The organism is Candidatus Methylacidiphilales bacterium (assembly GCA_033875315.1).
In the GTDB taxonomy this organism is placed as follows: Bacteria; Verrucomicrobiota; Verrucomicrobiia; order Methylacidiphilales; family CAZTYG01; genus JANRJG01.
On record JANRJG010000027.1, the window covers coordinates 1 to 18,037 of the forward strand.

The 18,037-nt window shown below is 61.4% G+C and carries 10 protein-coding genes; 6 read left to right on the top strand and 4 right to left on the bottom strand.

Translation table 11 applies throughout. The annotated features are described in order from the left end of the window. Positions 1-452 precede the first annotated feature (452 nt). Together SFU85_08730 and SFU85_08735 are read right to left on the bottom strand one after the other, a co-directional pair. On the bottom strand, positions 453-1,145 hold the full coding sequence (locus tag SFU85_08730) for an ATP-binding protein (GenBank protein ID MDX6766862.1): 693 nt from the start codon (positions 1,143-1,145) through the stop codon (positions 453-455). 191 nt (positions 1,146-1,336) lie between these two features. Continuing rightward, entirely contained in the window at positions 1,337-2,803 is a 1,467-nt protein-coding gene (locus SFU85_08735) for a DUF72 domain-containing protein (GenBank protein MDX6766863.1), read from the bottom strand. Positions 2,804-2,904: 101 nt separating this feature from the next. Between SFU85_08735 and lexA the strand changes: the two genes are divergently transcribed. The 4 genes from lexA (at position 2,905) to SFU85_08755 (ending at position 9,158) form a co-directional block, all read left to right on the top strand. After that, a complete protein-coding gene (lexA, locus tag SFU85_08740) occupies positions 2,905-3,516 on the top strand; it encodes a transcriptional repressor LexA (protein MDX6766864.1) in 612 nt (203 codons plus the stop codon). A gap of 12 nt (positions 3,517-3,528) precedes the next feature. Continuing rightward, on the top strand, positions 3,529-7,653 hold the full coding sequence (gene dinB / locus SFU85_08745) for a DNA polymerase IV (protein ID MDX6766865.1): 4,125 nt from the start codon (positions 3,529-3,531) through the stop codon (positions 7,651-7,653). Positions 7,654-7,728: 75 nt separating this feature from the next. Beyond that, positions 7,729-8,289 carry a hypothetical protein gene (locus SFU85_08750; protein MDX6766866.1) on the top strand — a complete coding sequence of 187 codons (561 nt, stop codon included), beginning with the start codon at positions 7,729-7,731 and terminating at the stop codon, positions 8,287-8,289. Further along, the gene (locus SFU85_08755) at positions 8,277-9,158 is read left to right on the top strand and encodes an endonuclease/exonuclease/phosphatase family protein (protein MDX6766867.1); all 882 of its coding nucleotides are present in this window, start codon (positions 8,277-8,279) and stop codon (positions 9,156-9,158) included. The genes SFU85_08750 and SFU85_08755 overlap by 13 nt, the downstream gene beginning before the upstream one ends. Before the next feature lie 290 nt (positions 9,159-9,448). Here SFU85_08755 and SFU85_08760 read toward each other — a convergent pair whose 3' ends face one another. Then, positions 9,449-10,672 (bottom strand): hypothetical protein, encoded by a 1,224-nt coding sequence (locus SFU85_08760; protein ID MDX6766868.1) that lies wholly within the window; start codon positions 10,670-10,672, stop codon positions 9,449-9,451. 10 nt (positions 10,673-10,682) lie between these two features. Here SFU85_08760 and SFU85_08765 point away from each other — a divergent pair, with 10 nt between their 5' ends. Beyond that, entirely contained in the window at positions 10,683-11,777 is a 1,095-nt protein-coding gene (locus tag SFU85_08765; GenBank protein MDX6766869.1) for a restriction endonuclease, read from the top strand. A 63-nt stretch (positions 11,778-11,840) separates the two neighbouring features. Then, positions 11,841-13,148, top strand: coding sequence for a DUF4236 domain-containing protein (locus tag SFU85_08770; GenBank protein ID MDX6766870.1), 1,308 nt, complete (start codon positions 11,841-11,843; stop codon positions 13,146-13,148). A gap of 16 nt (positions 13,149-13,164) precedes the next feature. Here the strand turns inward: SFU85_08770 and SFU85_08775 are convergent, their stop codons facing one another. Beyond that, complete coding sequence (locus SFU85_08775; protein MDX6766871.1) at positions 13,165-17,484, bottom strand: AAA domain-containing protein; 4,320 nt, start codon at positions 17,482-17,484, stop codon at positions 13,165-13,167. Between the last annotated feature and the right edge of the window lie 553 nt (positions 17,485-18,037).

The window sequence follows — 18,037 nt, forward strand, 5'->3', positions numbered from 1 at the left end:
AAAAAGGACGGGTGAACCCTTTGCGGAGCGGCTGGGACGCATGTGGGAATCTCTCGGCGTGGAGCCGGCGAAGTGGGGCTTTTGGTCGGCCTGGGTCATGAAGTTTGGGAAGTTCATCGCTCCCAGGAAGTATTACCAAGCTACCCTAGCCGATGTCGAGGGGAATGGGTTGTTGTTGGCAATAGCCAAAAGCTTAAATTTGAAACCTCCCCGTGAGGGCGTTGCCCAACGGGGCCTTCGGGAAACTTGAATGGGGATGGAGAGAACGAGAGGGAATGGGGGGCAGTGGACGGACGACAGATGACGGTGGTCGGAAAGCTAACGGATGACGGCTGATAGCTGAAGGCAAAGGCAAACGGGGAAAGGATTCCCCGTCTACAAAGGGGGCTTTTTTTCTAGATTTCGGATTGCTGATTTGAAAATAGCAAACAGGCGATCCGTAGAGGGAACGATCAACCCCAGACGGTGCGGTCGAGGGAGCGGTATTGCACGGCTTCGGAGACGTGGTCGTCGCTGATGGCGTCGGCGCCGGCCAGGTCGGCGATCGTCCGCGATACTTTGAGGATGCGGTCGTAGGCGCGGGCACTGAGTTTGAGATCGCCCATGGCGTATTTGAGCAGGGCGGCGGCGGATTCGCCGAGGGCGCAGTGGGCTTTGATGTCCTTGGGGCCCATCTGGGCGTTGCACCAAAGGCCTTTGCGCTGGGCGAAGCGCCGGCGCTGGATCTGGCGCGCGGCCTCGACCCGGGCCCGGATGGACGCGGAGGGCTCGCCGGTGGGGGCTTTGAGGAGTTGTTCGTGTTTGACCGTGCCAACCTCGACGTGCAGGTCGATGCGGTCAAGCAGGGGGCCGGAGATGCGGTTGAGGTAGCGTTGCACGGCGGTGGCATTGGTTTTGCCGCGCTGGACATCCTCGAAGTGGCCGGTCGGGGTGGGGTTCATGGCGGCGACCAACATCATGCGCGAGGGGAAGGTGAGGGTGCCGGCGGCCCGTGAGATGGTCACGCTGCCGTCCTCGAGCGGTTGGCGCAGGACTTCGAGGGCGGAGCGTTTGAATTCGGGAAGTTCGTCCAAAAAAAGCACGCCGTTGTGGGCCAGGCTGACTTCGCCCGGGCTGGGGTTGGCCGAGCTGTCGAAAACACTGATTAATGCGAACTCGTTCCCTGTAAAGAAGCCACAAAGCTACTCTAAATGCTGCGAATGCCGCCAAGTAACTATGCGAACTTTTAAGGACGAGACGTGAATTACGCATAAATCAATGCCAATCAAGCAGTTGCGGCCGCTGACGTAATCGCATTTTGAAATAGACATCGTTCTGTTCGAGAGCCTTGTTTAATTCATCGGGTCCATGCCTTTATGACTACATCGCGCCAGCGCTCTACGTCCCCGACACGAAATGCATCAATAGTTGCTTTACTGGCGTAACGCTCGATCAATCCTAGGTGGTGAAGCCGGATTTGTTCCGGAAGCTCTGCATAGAACTTGAGCACCAAACCGCCGGCCATCTGCTCAGCCCCAGAAATTTTCCCATGGCACTCCCCACATAGCACCAACACATTCAGAGGCTCCCGGGCAAGGTGCGGATATCGATTCGTGGGCAGAATGTGGTGAGCCTGACTGGTCAGCGGATCTTGCCTGCTGCAGGCTGCGCATCGATGTTCAGCCGCTTCCCGCATGCGTTTCCGGAATTTGTGGTCAGCGTTCGTCGGTCTGTAGCGTTTGATGACGATGATTTGCTGGGCCTCGGTTTTCCCGCTTTCCGGGGGAGGGGATGAAGGAGTGCCATCCGAATCGCAGACTGTTTGCACGGGCGCAGAAGGTGGATTACCCGCACCCTGACCATAACCAGCTTCACCTGAGGCTTGCGCGTGGCCTGAATTTTCAGCCTCCAGGACTTCCCGAATAGTCTGGAGGGCGCATCCTTCCAGGCGGTTATTGACAAGCAGGTAGCCCGCTCCTTTGGGCTTCCGTTTAAGCAGACGGGCCAGAGCATCACGCGCCTCGGTGTCCACCTCCTGGGCCTCCTTGTAGGGGGCGAACGCCTTCACGGCCTCCTCATACGTCCGTCCGGGTTTGAGAAGAAAACGCGCCGCGAAATGATCGGCAGTAAAAGCACCCTCCAGCTCAACCTGCCGGGCCACTGGAGGCATGCGGGTCCAGTTGTTGAAGACGTGGGCCACGCCATGGCGGGCCAACATCTCGAAATACTCCGAAACGAGGAAGGTCTCGTTGCGGATCTCCACCCCGAACTGCCACGCCCGGGTGGGTAGTTCCCCGAGGAACCGATCGAGCACGTCGACAAAGTCCCGTCCCCTCGCGAAGTCGGACGGGCCGAAGTGGGAAAACTCAAACATGAGGATGCCCACCTTGGGAAGAAGCTTCCGCATCGGGCCGAGGAACGCGCTCTTGAAAAGCCGGGCGTTGAGGAAGTTCTCGTTGGCTTTACCGGCGCGGTCCCCATAGCGCGCAATCCGGGGAAAGCGCCGGGCCGTGATCTCATCGGTCACCTTGAAGCAGAACCGGAAATCGTCTGGAACGGCGGCAGCGAGGTTGGCCAGATACTTCTCGGCCGGGAAAAAGTAGTAACCGGCGTCCACCGAGACTGTCTTGAAGACCTCGGCGTATTCGGACAGGCAATCACGCTCGAAGCGGGTCTTGGCCACCTTGCCTCGCGTGGTGTAGCGGGCGGGATCGTAGAGGGCACCGAGCCAGCCCTCGTATTTCCAGGAGGACGTGCCGACGTAGATCCCATCGGCCGCCAGCGCGGCAGCCCGGGCGGCGACCCAGTCACGACGGAAATCCATGGCAGGCCGATTGTGACAGCACGCCACGAAGGCTGCAAATCCGCAGCCTGGGCTTGCCAAAGCAGGCGACCAGCGTATAGGTGAACATTTGTTCACCCTTTATGTCCGTCATGACCCCGCTCACGTCCCGCCAAGCCGCCATCCTGGAGTTCATCCAGGCCTCGATGGCCCAGAGTGGCCTTCCTCCGACCATCCGGGAAATCGCCCGCCATTTCCGGCTCAAGAGCCCCTCGGCCGTGGCCAAGCATCTGGCGCGGCTGCGGGATAAAGGTGTGCTTTCCCCCGCCAAGGGCCGCTCGCGCGGCGCTCTCCCCACCCGACCCGTTACGCTTTTCACGTCCATTCCGGTGTTCGGCCACATCCCCGCCGGTGCCCCCTCTGCGCAGAGCCAAGGCGATGAGGGATGTATCCGCGTCGACCTCGAAAGCATCGGCCTGCCCAAGAACGCCCGGACCTTTGCATTGAAAGTCCGCGGAGATTCCATGATCGGCGCGGGTATCCTCGATCGGGACATCGTCATCCTGGAGTTCAAGAGCCCGCACGATGGGGCGGTGGTGGCGGCCCTGGTCGATGGGGAGACCACCCTCAAACGCTACTTCATGCGACGGGGGCAGCCTTGCCTGAGGGCTGAGAACCCCCGCTACCCCGACATCATCCCCGCGCGCGAGTTGGTCATCCAAGGCGTCATGGTCGCCTTGGTCCGCAAGGCATGAAGGCGCCGAACCATGATCATCCACCTCGACGCGGATGCGTTTTTTGCGTCGGTCGAGCAGGCCGCTGACCCGCGCCTGCGCGGCCGGCCGGTGGCCGTGGGGGGAAGCCGCCGCGGGATCATCGCCTCGGCCTCCTACGAAGCACGCCGACTGGGTGTCCACACCCCCATGCCCACGGCCCGGGCCTTGAAGCTCTGCCCAAACCTCATTGTTGTGCCCGGCGACTACGAAAAATACGAGCACTTCAGCCGCATGATGTTCACCTATGCCTACGACTTCACCCCCCAGGTCGAGGTGCAGGGCATTGATGAAGGCTACCTCGATGTCCGCGGTCACCCCCGCTTGACCGCAGAAGCCATCGCCACCGCCGTGCGCAAGGCCGTGCACGACACCCTCAAAATCACGGTCAGCGAAGGTGTGGGATCGAACAAGCTGATCTCCCAAATCGCCTCCAAGCTCCACAAGCCCGACCGGCTCACTGGCGTGCCCCCAGGCCAGGAACGGGCATTCCTCGCCCCCCTGGCGGCGACCTGGCTCCCGGGTGTGGGGCCGAAGGCGGGCCTGCGGCTGACCCAGGCCGGGTTGACGACCATCGGGCGCGTCGCGGAAACCCGCCCCGACGATCTCGCCCTTCTCGTGGGCGCTGCGGCGCCCGAACTCTGGAATTTTGCCCAAGGGATCGATCCCCGTCCGGTGGTGCCCGAGGCACCCGCGGCCAAGTCCTACGGGGCCCAGGAAACCTTCGAGCAGGACCAAACCGACGAGGTCTTCCTCCTGGCCAAACTTCACAGCCTGACGGACGGGCTGATGGCCCGTGTCCGGGCGGACGGCAAGATGGCCCGCACCCTCGCGGTCCGGATTCGTTACAACGACATGGATGAGTGCGAGCGCTCGGCTAGTCTCGACGAGCCAAGCTGCACGGAGGTGGACTTTCATCCGCTCTTGCGGTCCCTCCTGCGCAAAGCCTGGACCCGGAGGGTCAGCCTGCGGTTGGTCGCGGTCAAAGTCTCCAACGTCTATGACCTGCTCTACGACCCCGGCCTGCCGTTGGGGGGTGACCTCGACCGTGGACAAAAGGCCGCCGTTGCGCGGGTCATCGACGACATCCGCAGCCAGTTCGGACGGGGCGCCATCCTCCGCGGCCATGACCTGTGGCTACGCCACCATGAACAGGAGGTTCCGCAGCCGCCGCGGCAGCGTCGTTCTTCAACCCGCCGACACGCAGCACAGCAACCGACACCGCAGGCAAAACCCACCTGCGCCTTCCTCAACCTGAAGTCGCACTATTCGTTTCTCGACTCGCTCCTTTCCCCTGCGGATGCCGTCCGCTTGGCCGCCGAAGCCGGAGCCCAGGTGGTGGCTCTGACCGATCCGAACCTCCACGGGATGGTCGAATTTTGTCAGGCCGCGCGCGAGGCCGGGATCCGCCCGGTGGTGGCCGCCGCGTTGCAGGTGACCGCCACCCCCTCGGAACCTCCGCAAAACCTCAACGCCTATGTCTTGAGCCCCGACGGCCAGGTGCACCTTTGCCACCTCCTCTCCCTGCCACGGATCACGCGGCTCGATCTGTACGAGGCCCGCACTGGCCTCCTCGTTGCTCCCGCGGCTGACTGCGGTCCAGAGGTCCGCTACGCCCAGCCTGCAGACCGTCGTCTCTATGCGGTCGTGCAATCGATCCGTACGCTGACCCTGCTTGCTGAGCCCCACCCAGAGAAGCGGCGGGGCGCGTTTCATTTCCACCGCGATGCTGCTCCGCATCCCGACCTCCTCAAGACCCTCCTCGACGCCGAAACCTATCAGCCCCCCATCGGTGGGCCGCTACTTATTCCAAGTTTCACCCCCGAAGACGGGCGCACCTCCAGGGAATTCCTCGCCAGGCTGGCCTTTGAAGGCGCCCGACAACGCTACGGCACGGACTGGACCCGTGTCCGCCCCCAGTTGGAGGAGGAATTGGCGATCATCGGCGAGGTTGGCTACGAGGATTACTTCCTCCTCACCTGGGACACGCTGCAGCACTGCCGTGCCCGGGGCATCGATTGGATCACCCGCGGTTCGGCGGCCGATTCCCTGGTCTGCTACTGCCTCGGCATCTCCGGAGTCTGCCCGGTCCGCTTCGACCTCTACTTCAAGCGCTTCCTCAACCGCGACCGGATGGCACTCCACAAACTGCCGGACATCGACATCGATTTCCCCCATGACCGCCGCGACGAAGTTGTCCGCATGCTCCTCGACCAGCACGGAGCCCACGCGGCCATTGTCGGGGGGTTCAACACTTACCAAGGCCGCTCGGCCGTGGCCGACATCGCCAAAGTTCTCGGCGCCTCCGAGCGCCAGGTCCGCCAGTTCACCGAACGCTTCCCCCACGCCTCCGCCAGCCAGGTCGGAGCCGCCGCAGCGGCCTCCCAGGAGTTCGAGCACTGGGGCATGAACGAAGAGCCCTACCGCAGCGCGATTGATCTCGCCGCCCGCCTTGATGGCAGGCCACGCCACGCGAAGATGCACCCCTGCGGGCTCGTGCTCTGCCGTCATCCCATCCGTTCGCTCACCCCGACCTTTGCGGCGGCCAAGGAAGGCTGGCCCACCACCCACCTGGACATGCACGCCGTCGAAGCCATCGGCATGGTTAAAATGGACCTCCTGGCCCAGGCGGGCCTGAGTGTGCTGCGCGACACCCGCCAGGCCCTCGGCGCACGCGGCATCGACTGCGGGGTGGGAGACGGACGATCCCTCGAACCCTGGAAGGACGAAGCGATCTGGTCCATGATTGCCGTTGGCGAGTCGCGTGGCGTGCACCACATCGAGAGCCCCGCCATGCTCAACCTCGCCCGGATGTGCGGAGTAGGGCGGATCGATGATCTGGTCGCCATCGTTTCGGTCATCCGGCCCGGTGCGGCCAATGGGCTCAAGAAGAGCCAGTTCGCCCGCCGCTGCCGTGGCTTGGAACCCGCGGTTTATGCCCATGCGAGCCTCGAACCGGTGCTGCGCAGCACCTATGGGGTTGTCGCTTACGAGGAGCACATCGCCCAGATTTGCGAGGCGTTTTCCGGTCTGCCCGCCGGGCGGGGCGACCTCCTGCGTCGGGCCTTGGTCAAGGGGAAGACCGCCGACATCAATACGCTACGCATGGAGTTTGTGGACTGCGCCCAACGTGCCGGGCGCACGCCCCAGGAAATCGCCGCAGTCTGGGACCTATTGATCCAGTTCCAAGGCTACGCGTTCTGCCGCGCCCACTCCACGGCCTATGCGGTGGAGGCTTACGAGGCCGCCCACCTGAAACGCCGCTGGCCTCTGGAGTTTCTGGCCGCCGTCTTGGAGCACGGAAAAGGATTTTACCCACGACTGGTCTATTCCATCGAAGTTCGACGGCTGGGTTTCGGGTTCCGACTCCCCGATGTCAACAGCCCACACTCTACTTACTTTGCCGATGCGGAGTGCGCCGTCATCGAGGTGCCGCTCAAGCAGGTCAAGGGACTGAAGGTCGAGACCCTGGGCCGCATCGTCCAAGCCCGTGGCCACCGGCCCTTCGGATCCGTGGAGGATTTCGCCCTGCGGGTGGGGCCCTCGAGCGACGAAATGGAGGCGCTGCTGCGGGTGGGGGCACTCGATGGAATCACACCTTCTCGCACGGCCCAGTTCTGGGCCTGGAGGCGGGCGGCCCAGTGGTCGGTCGAAGGCAACCAAGGACTCCTCTTCGCCGCCGCTTCCGAAAAAACCGAGGGGAGCCTGCCCGGCAACCGCGCCGAACCTTCGCACCACGACCGGCTCGCGGCGGAAATCGAACTCCTGAGCTTCCCCGTGTCCGGCCACCCCTTGGAGCTTTACCCGGAGGTCGATTGGTCCAAGAGCACCCCGATCCGGGACCTGGCGGGATACGTCGATCAAGCCGTCGAGGTCACCGGCCTGATCATCGAGCACCGGGTGCACACCCAGATTGATGGTCGGCCCATGAAATTCCTTACCCTGTGCGATCCCACCGGCACCGTGGATGCCGAGGTGTTTGCGGATGCCTACGCCCGATTTGGGGTACTCACGGCCCGTTACCCTGTGGTCACGGTCTGCGGCATTGTACGTGCCTTCGATGGCGGTGGGGGCCATGCCCTTGATGTTGAGATAATTATGACACCTCCGAAGCGGTAGAGACACCTAGCCCATGGATCGCGAGACCAGCATAATCACATTGGCTCCACTTAAAAGAATGCTATACAAGAACAAATGAAATTCTGGCTTCTCCTGTCAATTTCCTTGTTGTTCTGTTTATGCGACTTCCCCTTAGCTGCTCAGGAAGCACCTCAAGAGGGTGAAACGACCATCGAGCTGGTCGACGGCTCGATCCTCAAGGGCCAGGTGACCCGCAAGACCGGGACCGAGATCATTGTACAAAGCGCAATCGGACTCAGCCGTATTCCCGCAGAAAAACTCAGCCCCAAGACCATCGAGGCTCTGGGTCTCGACAAAATCGACCCGACCGAGCTTCTCCGCAATCGCGTATCCGAGTTGGAAAAGCTGGTTGAGGAGCTGCGCGCCGAAAACCAACTGCTGCGCCAGCGACTGGCTTCCACTCCCACTCCCGCCCCAACCCCCGTCTCGCCCTCAAGCGGGATTTCCAGCACCCCGGGCTACCAGACCTCCTCGCCCGCTGCGACCAGTGGAGCCGGATACTGGATCAGCTCGACCGGCAAACGTCACAACAGCGGATGCCGCTACTACCAGACATCCAAAGGCAGGCCGGGCACCCAGACCGAGGGTGTGGCCTGTAAAATATGCGGCGGATAGGAGGCTTCACGCTCCTGGCCCTGGTCGCCGTCCTTACTCTGGCCAGCCCGTCGTGTTCGTTCGGCAATCCAAAGCCAGCCGACCACTACCCGCTACGGGTGGCAACTTGGAATGTCCAGTGGTTCCCAGGCAAGTCTCCTAGGAACGACCCGGCTGCCGAAGACGCCCACATTGCCTCGGTGGCCACCGTCCTCCAGCGACTTAACGCAGACATCCTCCTCTTCCAAGAGGTCAAGGCGTGGGCCCCCCTTGAGCGGGTTGTTTCCGGCCTGCCGCGCATCCGTATCCACGTCCTTAGTCGTTTCCCGAACCCGATCGGAGGAGGGGTTGGACCCCAGCAGTTGGCCATCGCCAGCAGACTGCCCGCGTGGTCGGCGTGGTCGGAGCCCTGGAAGCAAAGCTGGGCGAATGCTCCTCGGGGATTCGCGTTCGCCGCACTGGATGATGGCAGCGGTACCCCTATCCTAGTCTACAACGTCCACCTGAAAAGCAATCTGGGTGACCCCGTGGCGAATACCAGCAAGCGCGAGGACGCCTCGGCCCAGTTACTCGCCCACATGGCCGAGATGAAGCGGGCCTACGGTTCCGAGAAGGTCATTGTGGGGGGCGACTTCAACACCGACATGGAGGGAGTGGGGCTGGCGGGGGAGAACACCTTACGGGCCATGGCCGAGTCCGGGCTCTTCTGGACATTCGAGGGACTGCCCTTGACCAACCGTGTCACGCTCCCGGCCAAGGGACGCTACCCCGACGCCTGTTTCGACCACATTTTGACCAAGGGTTTCGGGCGTCCAGTCGCCCAGGTCACACCCACCCCCGAGGCCAGCGACCACCACCCCGTCAGTATCGTCATCACGCCTACGCCTTGAGCCCGATTTTCCCGGCTGTCACCATATTCCCACGCTCTGTCGCATCCTACGGTTGGCTCCAGCACGACCGCGGCTTCAAACACCCTTCTCCCGCGCGGGGGAAAGTCCGGTCGGCCATAAACTAAAACGGAGTACATCCATGTCGAAAGCCAACGATGACAACCGCTCAAACCAGTTGAATCCCAATAACGATGCTTACTGGGATTCGCGCGGACTTGAGCGTCCCGATGATTGGGAAGACTGCCTGAAGCAGTAGGCCACAACGGCAAGCCCACGGGCGGGCGCTTCCTTCACCGGGGCGCCCGCCTCCGGGGGCCTTGTTCACCCCGGAAAAACCGATACGAACGATGAGCCAGGGCAAAGGCTTTGCCAGGCGAGCCAACCTCGATCCGATAGATTCCCGCGTATTGCCGAAGGGTCAGCTCCAGGTTGAAGGCGAGAAGCGCGAGCCCGAGCCAAGCCACCCGCGCCCGTGCCGCCTGCGCGCGCTTCCACTGCCTATGGAAAGGATGCCGTTCAAATGCCTTGGAGACCAGTTTGGCTGACGGCACCGACCGGCCTCGGTGCCAGCGGTTGACGTTGCCCAACCAAGCCTCAAATGGATCGACATCGTCATCCCGGGCCTCCCCTTCATCTCCCCCGGCCAGCATCTGCGCCCACTGGCGCTGGGATTCCGCACCAAAGGTCGCCTGGGCGAAGCGGGCCCATGCCTTCCAAAACATTCCTGATTGGGGTTTCTTGGCAGCCATTTCCAGCATTTTGCCAACCGGCATCACCACCCCAAACCCGGATGCCTTCACGAATGACGGGGACTCCACGCACGCTGCCAGGCACCCCAGCCGGATCATGGGGAAATCCAAAGTGCTCTCGATTGTCGACGCAGCATTCCACCTTTGAAACTCCCCCAAGGACGGATCCACCAACCGTGCCATCCTTTGCCCGTCCACCAGGTCCAGAATTGGGTCCGACTGGTTCAAAAAAGCCCAGACCCTCCGGGTCTCCTGGTCGACGTTGGTACTCTCCTGCCCAGGCGCGGCGGAGGGAATGGCGCCTACGACCCGGACCGCCGTCCTCAACGGGTCTAGGGCCGCAGCATAATCCCCCAGGACCTTATCAGCACCCAGGTTCGAGAAGAACAATTCCCAGGAATCCCAAGCCGTCGGCCGTTGGCTCTTCAGGTAATTGTCGGTCTTTCGATCCAGTAGCAGGAAGGGCACGGCCCATTTGCCGTGATGCTCAAAGAGCTGGTTGCGCCAGTCTTCACAGGCCTTCATCGTCGCGTCCTTCCTTTCCATCTTGCCGATGTGGCCGCGGGTCACCGTCTTGCGGGTAACCGGGGTCTTGATGCCGGGGGCCTGAGTCAGGAAGGCATAGTCCGGCCTTTCGGTCGAGAAGGGCAGGGAAACGAACTGGTGCGGCGTCCAAGGGATTGCCATAACGCCTTTTACGACGCGTGGCACCCTCAATAGATTCAAATGCCCATACGGGTTGCCTTGGCTCCATTTGACTGTCATTCTCTGACGAATGGCAGCCCCCCGTCAGTTCGAGATTCAATACCGCGGCCAGACCCATGGTCCCTACGAAGCCGACCAAGTGCTGGGACTCTTGGATTCGGGCCGTGTTTCCCGGTTCGCGCTGGTCCGTGATGTGGCTTCCAGCCAGTGGAGAAGCCTGGGGGATTTGGTAGCTGCGATTCGGTTCGGCCAAGCCGTGCCAGAGCAGACGCAAGTGGATGTATCGGCGCCCATTCAGCCCCCGCCGCTCCCGCCTGATCCCGAACCATTCCAAACACCCGAGGACTCTTCGGGTTCCCTGATCAGGATCCCTGATTTGCCTCCGTTGCCGGTCACTTACCTTGCCGCCGATCCGCCCAGAGGACTCGGCCATTGGCTGAGGGGCATCATCAAACATCTGCCTTGGCCCGTGAAACTCGTAGTTGCGATGGGCTTTATCGGAATGGCGGTTTTCGGCACTGCGGGTGCCGGGTTCGTCTCCGCCGCCACGGGAGGCATCCCGGTCTTTCTTTCACTGCTCTTCCTGGGTTTCGCTTTCATGCTGGTGGGGATCATCACCACCATCCAGGCCATCTTCAGGGACCCCAAATCAGGAGCCTACCTCGGTGTGGTCATGGGAATGATTGCCCGCGATATTGCAGTGCGTCGGGCCTCCGATGCCCTCCAGAAAGCCATGGCGGCCAAACCTGCCGCCCCAGACAAGCAGCCCATGCCGCCAGACGAAGCCGACCTGCGGCAGCGTCTGCTCGCCATGGACCCATTCGATTTTGAGCGCCATGTCATGTCCTTTTTCTCGGACGCGGGTATGGTCGCATGGGTGACCAAGAAGTCGAACGATGCCGGCGTTGACGGCTTTTCCCGGCACCCCAAGGGTTTGGTGGTTGTCCAATGCAAGCGGAACGCCGCCTCCAACCCGGTCGGTCGCCCTGTGGTCCAACAACTCAAGGGCGTGGTGGAGGAAAATCAGGCATGGTGCGGAATCATCGTCACCACCTCATCGTTCACGCTTGAGGCCCAGGCGAGTGGAGGCAAATCGGAGCGGATTGTCCTTGTGGACATGGATGCGTTGGTTGAATGGCATAAAACCGGACTGAGCCTAGATTGATGGACGATGCCTCATCCCAGATTAGGCCTCATTCCAACACTTTGTAATAAATAAGGGACTTCCATGGGTTTACGTTTTCGCAAGCGAATCAAGATTCTTCCAGGGATCAACCTGAATCTGGGACTTGGAGGAGTTTCGGTCAGCACGGGAGTTCCTGGCCTCCGTTTTAATCTCTCCAAGCGCGGACTCAGTCGCACGGTAGGCATCCCTGGGACTGGCTTCTACCACACCGAAAGAATCAGGTCCGCACCCAGAAGGCAAAACTCGTTCTCCCGCGGTCAATCGGTTGCGATCCAAAGTTTGGAGGAATTGAAAGCAGCAGCCGCCACGCCGGGTGCTGTCTTCCGCCATAGGGATAGTGGCCGCAAGGCCTCCTCGGCCTCGGTCCTCGCCGAAATTAGGCGCATGGAGACACAGCGGGCCATCTCTTCAGCACGCGATCAAATCCAGGCCGAGCAGGACCATCTCGAGGAGTTACTCAACTTTTGGAAGGACATTCCCCGGATCCCTTCGTGGGATGAATACACTGCGGCCTTGGCACCCGAAGTGTTTGTGACCGACTTGGCGCGACCCCTGGAACCGGACGAAGTCCAGGCACGTCGGGAGCACCTGTTTGGTTTGGAGCAGGAACTGGCTACACAATTTCCCTACCGCTTTCTCCCAAAGTTCACTTATCGGTCAAAGATCAAGGCCCTGGAGCACCAACGATGGCCCGGTTACTGGGAATGCCTGCTCGAAGCATTCAGGCAGAAATTCGAGGTTTACCAAGCTGAGTATTCACGCCAAGCGGAAGACTGGCAGACCGCAGAGGCCGAACGAACCCAGTTTCTTTATCGGATGATGTCCGGCGATCTTGAAGCTGTGGTGTCGGGGGCTGAAGCCACGATTGAGGCAATCAACTTCCCCTTCGAGACGGAGTGCGAAATCTTCGCCGGTGAAGCCGTTGCGCTATTCTTGCATCTCGACTTGCCAGAAATCGAAGATGTCATCCCTTCTCATCGCAAGGAAGTCCTCAAAAAAGGATCGATCCGTGAGCGAAAAATCCCTCCCAAAGAAAGAAACGAGATGTATGCGCGCCTTGTTCTTGGGCATGCCGTCTTTGTGTCATCCACCATCTTGTCGGCCGTGCCTTACCCCCAGCATATCAATGTCACGGCCTATACCCAGCGAGCCCGTCGCAAGGCGGGAGATCCGGTGGACACGTATGTCTTAGGTTTGGGTATGTCCCGCGAGGCGCTGGCCGCTTTCGATGCAGAGGTTGAGGATATCCTCGACTGGGTGAGGGGACAGCACCCGGTCATGGACCTCGACGCCGATTTCCATTTCTGTCCTATCGAGCGTCCTGCCTGGCTGGCTGAGGTCGAATCCTGAGTCTTCGCCGTATGTCTCAGCCTGCCGGTCCTTCACCGATGGCACCCATGCACTCTTGGTGTTTACGGAGGATTTGGTGTCGGTTCGCATGAATGTCCCTGAACGCCGAAGGACTCCAAATCCGGCAAAGCTTCCATTTCGTGAGACGCTCAAGAATGAAGTGCCTGAATGCCTCCCAATCGACCGGGTCTGGGGCTTTGCCATAGCGGTTGAAGTCGCACAGGAGCCCCGCGGTGACATACAGCGGCTTTTCTGGGTGGTTGAGAGCCACATCCACGCAGAAGCCGTCGTTGCCCCAGTGGACAAATCCACCCAGGCCGAGGTGCTGGTTCGTATCCCGTCCACACCCCAGTGCAGCCACCGACGGGTAACTGTTCTGGAGTTCAACCATCTTGCCCTGCAATTCTTTGGCGGCCTCCTGCAGGTCGGCGTTCTTTTGTTTGAACTCAGTCTCTAGCTTCTCGGCGTAGTGGAGGTATTGGTAAAGCAGGATCCGCCCGTTGGGTTGGGTTCCTTCCGGCGTTTCGACAGCGGCGGCGTATTCAGATCGCGGAATGGAGGTCACGATGTGGACTTGGTCGCGGGCACGGGTTACGAGCACATTGAGGCGCCTCCCCCCATTTGTGGCCGATAGTGGGCCGAAGCCGCGGCGGAATTTGCCCTCAGGGTTGACCCCGAAAGTAGTGGAGATGATGATGTGGTCGCGCTCGTCCCCCTGGACGTTCTCCAGGTTCTTCACGAAAAGCCCTTCGAAGGATTGGCGGCCGCGGCGTTTGCGGGCATCGGCAAGTTTGGCCGCAAAATCGGGGTCTGCCTCCGCCTCCGCGTCGAGAGTTTCCAGAATCAACTCCCTCTGGGTCAGGTTGAAGCAGGCGATGCCGATGGTCGGCGGCGTAGGTTGGTTGAGCAGCTCTTTGACTATCCGACAAACTTCCTGGGCCTCCCGCTCGTTCTGGCGATCCTTGTAGAGGCCTCCGACTTGAACCAATTTCAAGGGCGAAGACGGAGCCAGGCTATTCGGGTGTGCAGGGATTGCCTGGAGCCGTCCTTTGTAGAAGGACTTGTTGCTGAATTCGATAAGGGCCGCATTGGACGAGCGGTAATGAACGTCGAGGTATGCCTCGTGAACGCTCAGGTTCAGTGCCGCACCGAGCAGGTCTTCTGTGTCCGCCTGCTGGGCCTGGAAGGCATCTTCCTCGCTCTCAATTTCGTCGTCCGATGAATCCACTACTCCAGACTCAAAAAAGCGGGTGGGGGGAAGCTGCTTGGGGTCCCCGGCCACAACGACCCGGCGGGCACGCAGGAGCACTGGCAGGGCTTCCTCAAGCCGGCATTGGGAGGCCTCGTCAAAGACGACCACATCGAACAGGGCGGTCCGCGGGAAAATCTGGGCCACGGTGTTGGGACTCGACATCCAGACCGGACAAAGGTCGTAAAGCGGATCCCCACCATCGGCAGCCTGGCCCACCTCGATCATCTTGCGGAGTTTGAGCGCACGGGCCCCGCGGGTCAAAAGCCGCGTCTTGAGGTTGGCGCCCTGGCTGTTCATCTGGGTCCCGGTTCCGGCAAGCAGGCGTTGGCGCGCACGTGTCTGCCACCAGGACTGGGTCTCCTGCACGGTGAGCACGCGTTTCTGCTCCTGAAGCTGGATGTAACTGTGGAGCAGTGAGTCCACCCGTTCGCTGGAGATGTGTTGCAGAGCCGAGTCGGCTCCCAGGCGCTGCCGGATGGCATTGGCCAAGGCCAGCTTGCGCAAGGCCGCAGAGGCTTCCTCATGGGAGGCCCCCACCATGGCGATGTGCTCCATCTGCCCCCGCACCGCGGCAGGAAGTTCGGCCAAGGCCGCCTCCAAACGCAGCACATGCTCTAGGGTCGGCAGAAGCCGCTTGAGTTCCTCCAGGGTGGTGGTCACCGATCCATTGGAACGCATCGTTTCTCCCATGGAGCGGCGCTCGCTCTCACACAAAAGGCCCGAGGCGGCGGCGTGTTCTTCCCAGGTCGCAATCGCATCGGCTCGGCTGGCCGACAGCTCAAACGCATAAGCCAGCCAATCCAGATGCTCCTTCGAGGCGAGGTATGCACGCACCATGTCCCAATGTGGGGCCAGCTCTGGGGTCGAGACGACCATGGAGAGCCCCCGGATGGCACGGGTGAGGAAATCATAAAGCCCCAGGACTTCGGCGTCATCCATCCACCGCGCGGCTTCGGTTCCCAAGGCCACATTGACCGCTCCACAGGCCTTTTGGCGTGCTTGGACACCCCGGAGGTAGGCAATCCCACTGGCGACGCTCTCCGGGCTTGGGGTGAGGCCCAGGCCTTGCAGAGCATCCTTGGCCGCCTTGGCCTTGCCTGCGAACAGGAATCGATACCACTTGGCGCAGACCGGCTCGAACGCTTCCAAAGCCGCAAGATTTCCCGCCGCCTGCCCGATGCTGATGGCCGAGGGCGGTGCGGACAGGAAAAGCCCAGTATCCAAGGGCGCCTGACGCACTTTCTGAATCTCGCCTTCGACTTGGTCGAGGAGATGGGCAAGGCGTTCCAGGCTGGCTTGGTCCATGGCCTGGATCTGGGCCACTGCCTCCAAACGGAAAACCGGGGAGACCTCGCGGAGCGCCGCGGCCAATCCCCGGCGCGCCTGGGCCTGGGGCGCCAGCGGCTCAGATCCCAGGACCGGAAGGCTTTCGTGGGCAAATTGATCAACCGTCGAGGCCAGCGTGATGACCTGGCCCGCATGCTCGGCCAGATCCTGGGGAGTGGCGGACAGGAACTGCCCCACGGACCAACCGCAGGACTGCCTCCACGGGTTTTGCCCGTAGAGGGATTGGGCCGCACGCGTGGTGATCTCCTCGACCGAGGCCTGGGCGTTCTCGGCATCCTGGAGGGTGATCTGCCCCGCCGAGGCGGTGGGCGTCAGGAGGGCTTCCGGTGGGTTCAGGAGCAGCCACTGGCCGAACAGATCATGGAAGGACGATTCTCCCTCCCCGGACGAACCATGCAGGCTGTGCTGGTAGCCCCGCAGTTCGGCATGAATCTTTTCCAACTGCTCGTTGATCCGAGTCAATTCCCTGGCCGGGCTGGGGATGACCGGTTCATCGACCAGGTTGTCCAGCCGCTGGCGCAGGCTCATGTAAAGTTCCTTCTGCTCGCGCTTGGGATCATGGATTAGCGCACAGAGATGGCCCAGACCCGCCGCGTCCAACCGGTATTTGACCACATCCAGCGCGGTTCGCTTGTCGCAGACAAAAAGAACCCGTTCGCCACGGGCTAGGTGGGAACCAATGATGTTGGTGATCGTCTGGCTCTTCCCGGTCCCCGGAGGACCATGGATGACCACCACAGGCTTGGCGGCTGCCGCATGCACGGCCGCGGCCTGGCAGGGGTCGGCATAAGTGACCAAATGCTCGTCCTGAAACGCCCGTCGCAGCTCGGCGGCGGGGGCTTCAGGCCCGCCATCCACCGCATCCTCACGGCTTGGGCCAATCGCTTCGGGTCGCAAGAACGTCGCCACCGGGGCCACCAGTTTGGACTCCTCAGAGACCATCCAACGCGTGTCACTTAAGAGTCCCTGGTTGGCCAGAGGAAAAAGGCCAAGAACCGCGGCGGGCAAAATCGAAGGATCGTCGCCCATGTCCTCCGCCTTGGGCACAGGCGTCAATTCGACCGCTTCCCCGATGGCGGGCGGGTTCGGGATGTCGAGCGCCTTGCTGACAGCCTCCACAAGCCCGGAGACTTCCTGCCAGGGCTGGTTGCCTTCCTCGTCCGAGAACAGGTCCAGGACATCCTGGCCGGTTTGCTGCCGAATCCAGGCCAAAAGGGCGGGATTGGGCACCACGCGGTCGATCCCATCGGCATTGGCCGAGATCGTCACCCCCTTGCGGGCTCCCAGACGCACCGCAAGGTTGATCGGAATGAAGCCCAGCGGAGCGACAATCCGGGTCGTGCGCTCCGGGCGTGGGGGCACATGCAAGATCGGGAACCCAATGCTCAGCGCCGACTCCCCGTGGTCATGCTCATAGTCGCTCGCATCCTCGGCGATCTCCCGAAGCTTGTGCAGGAGTGATTCCTGGGCCTCCGACTTGGCCTTGGCCTCCTTCATTGCCGGGGTCAACTCCCGGGGTGCCGGGTCCGGCATGCGGAAAACCGGCACCCGCGCCGGCACCTCCGCCGCGGCATCGGGCCCCAGGAGACGTGCCAGCAGCTCGCCCGACTGGGGACTTGCGAAGGCCGCCAGCATGGTCACGTCCAGGCGTTGGCGGCTGCGATGGGGACGGGCATTGAGGCACGGTCCGTTAACCAGGCTGCGATAGAGCCGGTCGAGCATGACATCAAGGATCATAGAAGGCCTTCCTGGTAAAGCCCGCCTTCTTAACAAAGAAGCGAGGGGATGTCTTCAAGAAACCGCAATCAGTATCACAGCCGCCGCCGGCTTCTACTTTAGAAGATAACTACTCATTTGCTGGGCTTACTCCGATAGTGCTCTCTAACGTAAGTGCCATCTTTACGTAAGTAACCATCAACATGCACGGTCTTTGGCACACCGTAAGCATTAGGTTGACTATAGTAGCTTCCGTTTTCTGCTACACGCTGGCCGAATAGCGCTGGCTCGGATAATGTAATTGAAGGGCCAGGTGTAGATCGAAAATGCGACCTTACATAAGCGCCATCGGTCTTGAAGTATCCCCGAACGAAAACCGTCTTTGGACGACCGGTTTCCTTGCTGATTTCCCCATAATAGGAGCCGTTTTCAGCTACGAAGCTACTGGTAACGGGCGAGCTTACTGGAGCGCGCGGAGCCTCGGGAGAAAGCAGAGGACGGGCTGAAAGACTGTAAGTAAGCGCAGCGATATCGCGATGAACCGCGACTATTGAATCTACTTACTCCAACACCT

What these genes read in the sequence shown, in the direction of transcription:
- dinB (MDX6766865.1), top strand. Translation starts at nt 3,529, where the DNA reads ATGATCATCCACCTCGACGCGGATGCGTTTTTTGCGTCGGTCGAGCAG.
- SFU85_08755 (MDX6766867.1), top strand. Translation starts at nt 8,277, where the DNA reads ATGCGGCGGATAGGAGGCTTCACGCTCCTGGCCCTGGTCGCCGTCCTT.
- SFU85_08760 (MDX6766868.1), bottom strand. Translation starts at nt 10,672, where the DNA reads ATGACAGTCAAATGGAGCCAAGGCAACCCGTATGGGCATTTGAATCTA.
- SFU85_08735 (MDX6766863.1), bottom strand. Translation starts at nt 2,803, where the DNA reads ATGGATTTCCGTCGTGACTGGGTCGCCGCCCGGGCTGCCGCGCTGGCG.
- lexA (MDX6766864.1), top strand. Translation starts at nt 2,905, where the DNA reads ATGTCCGTCATGACCCCGCTCACGTCCCGCCAAGCCGCCATCCTGGAG.
- SFU85_08750 (MDX6766866.1), top strand. Translation starts at nt 7,729, where the DNA reads ATGAAATTCTGGCTTCTCCTGTCAATTTCCTTGTTGTTCTGTTTATGC.
- SFU85_08770 (MDX6766870.1), top strand. Translation starts at nt 11,841, where the DNA reads ATGGGTTTACGTTTTCGCAAGCGAATCAAGATTCTTCCAGGGATCAAC.
- SFU85_08775 (MDX6766871.1), bottom strand. Translation starts at nt 17,484, where the DNA reads ATGATCCTTGATGTCATGCTCGACCGGCTCTATCGCAGCCTGGTTAAC.
- SFU85_08765 (MDX6766869.1), top strand. Translation starts at nt 10,683, where the DNA reads ATGGCAGCCCCCCGTCAGTTCGAGATTCAATACCGCGGCCAGACCCAT.